Origin of the sequence: Fluviibacterium sp. S390, from assembly GCF_049800695.1 — a bacterium.
Lineage (GTDB): Bacteria > Pseudomonadota > Alphaproteobacteria > Rhodobacterales > Rhodobacteraceae > Meridianimarinicoccus.
Genome location: NZ_JBNAFN010000052.1, coordinates 1 through 4,097 on the forward strand (window position 1 = coordinate 1; position 4,097 = coordinate 4,097).

The following is a 4,097-nucleotide window of genomic DNA, read 5'->3' on the forward strand; positions in this document are numbered from 1 at the left end:
TGAACCGCCCCGGGTTTACCGGAGAGTAAAACTCTCAAAAGGTGAGCCCCATGACAGAGAAGAAAGTTTCCCCGAGTTACACGGCTGAGTTCCGCGCGCGCGGCGTTCGGCTTTTCCGCGAACATCGTTCTGATTACAGCAGCGACAGTGCCGCCTACCGGGCCATTGCCTCGAAGCTGGGCTGTTCGTCTTTCAGCCTGCGGGACTGGTATCGGCGCGCTGCGCGTGATGCAGGTGAATTGTCCGGACCGACGAGCGAGGAAAAGGCACGGATCAAAGCCCTGGAGCGTGAGAACCGTGAACTCAGGCAAGCCAACGAGATCCTGAAGAAGGCGTCAGCGTATTTCGCTCAGGCGGAGCTCGACCGCCCGTTCAAGCGATGATTGGCTTCATCGACGACCACCGTGATGTCTTTGGTGTCGGGCCGATCTGCCGGGTTCTGGGAATCGCATCATCGACGTTCTATGCCCACAAGTCCGTTGAACACGAACCGGCCTCTGCGTCCGAGCGGGCGAAGCGTGATGTTCTGGACAAGGCTGCCATCAGACGTGTGTTCGATGCCAGCCGGTGCCGGTACGGCGCACGCAAGATTTGGCACGCTCTGCGCCGGGAAGGACACGACATCGCTCGTTGCACCGTGGAGCGCCTGATGAAAGCCATGGGTATTCAGGGTGTTGTCCGGGGCAAGAAGGTCGTCACGACCAATCCTGACACGGCACAGCCATGCCCCGACGACAAGGTGAATCGAGAGTTTGCGGCGGATTTCCCAAACCAGCTTTGGGTTTCGGATTTCACCTATGTCTCCAGCTGGCAGGGAATGGTTTACGTAGCCTTCGTGATCGATGTTTTCGCCCGCAAGATCGTCGGGTGGCGCGTCTCGACCTCGATGTCGACCGGTTTCGTGCTGGATGCCTTGAACCAGGCCATCTGCCAGAGGGCTCCGTGCGAGGCCGACAAACTGATCCATCACAGCGACCGTGGCAGCCAATACCTGTCGATCAAATACACCGAGCGACTGGCCGAAGCAGGGATCGACACCTCGGTCGGCAGCGTCGGGGACAGTTATGACAATGCTCTGGCCGAAAGCACCATCGGCCTGTTCAAGACCGAAGTTATCAACTTCATCGGCCCCTGGAAATCGGTTGGCCAGGTCGAATGGGAGACATTGAAATGGATCGACTGGTACAACAACGAACGCCTGCACAGCGCCATCGGATACGTCACGCCGCAAGAAGCAGAAGAGGCCTTCTACGAAGCCTTGAACGCTGACGAAAAAGCAGCCTAATCATTGAACCAAACCCTCTCCGGTAAACCCGGGGCGGTTCAGGCTTGCCCATGAGAACCGATATCACGCCGGGCCAGACGTCCGACTATCTGGGGTTCGATTTGGTCATGGCAGACAATCTGTCTGAGCCAAGCGTCCTGTTGGCCGATAGGGGCTATGATGCTGACAGAATTCGCAAAAAGATGGAGGCGCGGGATATTTTGAGCCAGATCCCGATGCGAAAATCCCGCAAAATGCGCGTCGGCGTTGATCACTCTCTGTATTCCCTGCGCAACGCGGTCGAGCGATGCTTCAACAAGCTCAAGAATGCCCGCCGCGTCGCCACACGCTACGACAAAACGGCTGAGAGCTTCCTCGGTTTCATAGACATCACGTCAATCCGTCTCTGGGTCCGCCTTTTGTCAACATGACCTAAGGGCGGGGCGGTGGTTTGCAGGACAAGGTTTCCGTCAGGTTGGGATCCCTGCGAAACGCTTCCGACATATGCTATGGTTGAGGGAGGATATGTCTACCTGGAGGGGAACACATGCACGGTTACGTATATCGGAGGTCTACGGTCTGTCGCGCAGGACTGTGCGCGCTATTGGCTTTGCCTGGGGCGCAGACGGGCGCCACGACGGTCGGCGCCTTCGCCTTCAGCGGGCCGGTTATCGGTCCAGTCAACATCACCGTGAACATTCCCGGCGCCGGTGGGGCGCAGGTCCAGAAGCTGAATGTCCAGGACCGGAAGAAGTTCGAGCGGGATACGCGGGTTGTCTATAGCTGGGATCTGCATGTGGATGCCAATGGGAAGAAAAAGAACAATACGAACAGTTTGGATAGCCGGAAGCTGACTCGCCTGTTCCGGGGAGAGCTTGACGTTAAGGGCAAGCTTTTCAATCGCAGGGCCAAGGTGACCCATATGAAAGTCACGTCGGATCTGGTTGCTGAGTTTCAGTTTACGGGAAGTGCGACGGCGCAAAGGGACCCGAACGGAAACGGACTGAACTATGATATCAAGACCAAGGCCAAGGTCAGTTTGAAGGGCGATATCGATCCTCCGAACCAGCCGCCCAACGTCGTCTACGGGTCGTATTGGGGCACCGCCAAGATCGAAGATCCGTTTGTGGCCAGCCAGGCCGATCTGGCCGCCTCATCGGCCGATCCGGATGATTTCAACTATTTCATGCTCTTCGGGTTGGAAGAATTTGATTTCCAACACAATTCCGACCGGGAATTCAAGGTGTTCTACCGCAACGGACAATTCGAGCGGGTAATCTTTTCCCTCGGCCGCACCACCGGCGGGGGGGTGAGCTATTCCTATGATCCGAACACCGCGTTCTATACTCTGCCGGATATTGATGCCGTGCCTGACTTGACCACCACGCCCCAGATCGACATGAATGCGTTTGGTGCCAGCCTGCTGGCGGACTTGAGTGCTGACAATATGCTGAGCAACCCGTTCTATCTGGGCGGGCTGGTTACGGGGCTGTCCACTGCAAGTGATCCAAACGCCGGGGCCGCGTTTGGATATTCAGGCTTCGAAGGTGAACGGGAAACCGAGTACGGGCTGGCCCCGGTTCCGGTCCCGCCAGCGGCGATGCTGGGGGCCTCGGCCCTTGTGCTTCTGGGGTCGTTGCGACGGACCCGGCGGAAATCTGTGACAGGACCCGCCTGATCCCGGCGGACCCGCGTCAGGCCCGCACAGGTATCAGTTTGATATGTTTGTGGAGCCGGTCTGAGATGCTGGAGGCGCGCGGTACGTAGGTTTCTGTTGGGGACTGTTGCATTAGTCCTTTCGAACTGAAGTCGGCTTTGTTGGTTCTGACCTGAGACCTTAAAACTCCTCCACTTTTGAATAGAATCTGTCCCAAGCATTGGAGACGGAATATGAAGAAGTCACGGTTCAGCGAAGAACAGATCATAGCGATGATCAAAGAGCAGGAAGGCGGCGTCCCGACGGCTGAGGTTTGCCGCAAGCACGGCATCAGCACAGCGTCGTTCTACAAATACAAATCAAAGTTCGGCGGACTGGAGTTGTCCGATGCGCGCAAGCTTAAGGCGCTCGAAGACGAGAACGCCAAACTCAAGAAGCTGCTGGCAGAACAGATGTTGGACAACGCGATGCTGAAGGACGTCGCCTCGCGAAAGTGGTAACGCCCGTTGAGAAGCGGAAAGCTGTGGGTCACCTGTGCGAAGAGCATGGGGTCAGCCAGCGGCGGGCGTGTGACGTGTTGGACGTTGACCGATCGAGTGTGCGGTATCGCAGCACCCGGCCAGATGATGCTGACTTGCGCAAGGCCATGAAGGAGATAGCGGCTGAACGTCGGCGCTTTGGCTACCGGCGCATTCACATCATGCTTGAGCGTCAGGGCGTCCGCATGAACCAGAAGAAGCTACGGCGACTATATCGCGAAGAAGGGCTTCAGGTGCGCAAACGGGGCGGGCGCAAGCGTGCATTGGGCACACGCCGCCCGATGGTCGTGCCGCAGACCGTCAATCAGCGGTGGAGCCTGGACTTCGTTTCGGACGCCTTCACAGATGGCCGCAGGTTTCGTGTTTTGGCCGTCGTGGATGATTTCAGCCGCGAATGTTTGGCGCTTATTCCGGACACATCGCTGTCGGGCGCGCGACTTGTGCGTGAGTTGGACGCGATCATTCAGGTGCGCGGAATGCCGACAACGATTGTCAGCGATAATGGAACAGAGATGACCAGTTCAGCGGTGCTCGAATGGTGCCAGAAAACGAAGATTGACTGGCACTACATCGCTCCCGGTAAGCCAACACAGAACGCTTTCATTGAAAGTTTCAACGGCAGCTTCCGGGACGAATG

2 protein-coding genes, 2 pseudogenes and 1 other annotated feature are annotated in these 4,097 nt (G+C 57.4%); all 4 genes and pseudogenes read left to right on the forward strand.

Going from position 1 to position 4,097, the window contains the following annotated elements; genetic code table 11:
- Positions 1–50: 50 nt before the first annotated feature.
- A protein-coding gene (locus tag ACP15K_RS20125; RefSeq protein ID WP_424991167.1) for an IS3 family transposase occupies positions 51–1,285 on the forward strand; the annotation gives its coding sequence in 2 pieces (ribosomal slippage) (positions 51–351 and positions 351–1,285; 1,236 coding nt in all).
- Positions 338–454, forward strand: a sequence feature (AL1L pseudoknot). Its footprint overlaps the gene before it by 117 nt.
- 35 nt (positions 1,286–1,320) lie before the next feature.
- A pseudogene (locus ACP15K_RS20130) lies at positions 1,321–1,695 on the forward strand (transposase); the annotation flags it as partial.
- A gap of 116 nt (positions 1,696–1,811) precedes the next feature.
- Positions 1,812–2,942 (forward strand): hypothetical protein, encoded by a 1,131-nt coding sequence (locus ACP15K_RS20135; RefSeq protein ID WP_424991447.1) that lies wholly within the window; start codon positions 1,812–1,814, stop codon positions 2,940–2,942.
- A gap of 212 nt (positions 2,943–3,154) precedes the next feature.
- Positions 3,155–4,097: pseudogene (locus ACP15K_RS20140) on the forward strand (IS3 family transposase); the annotation flags it as partial.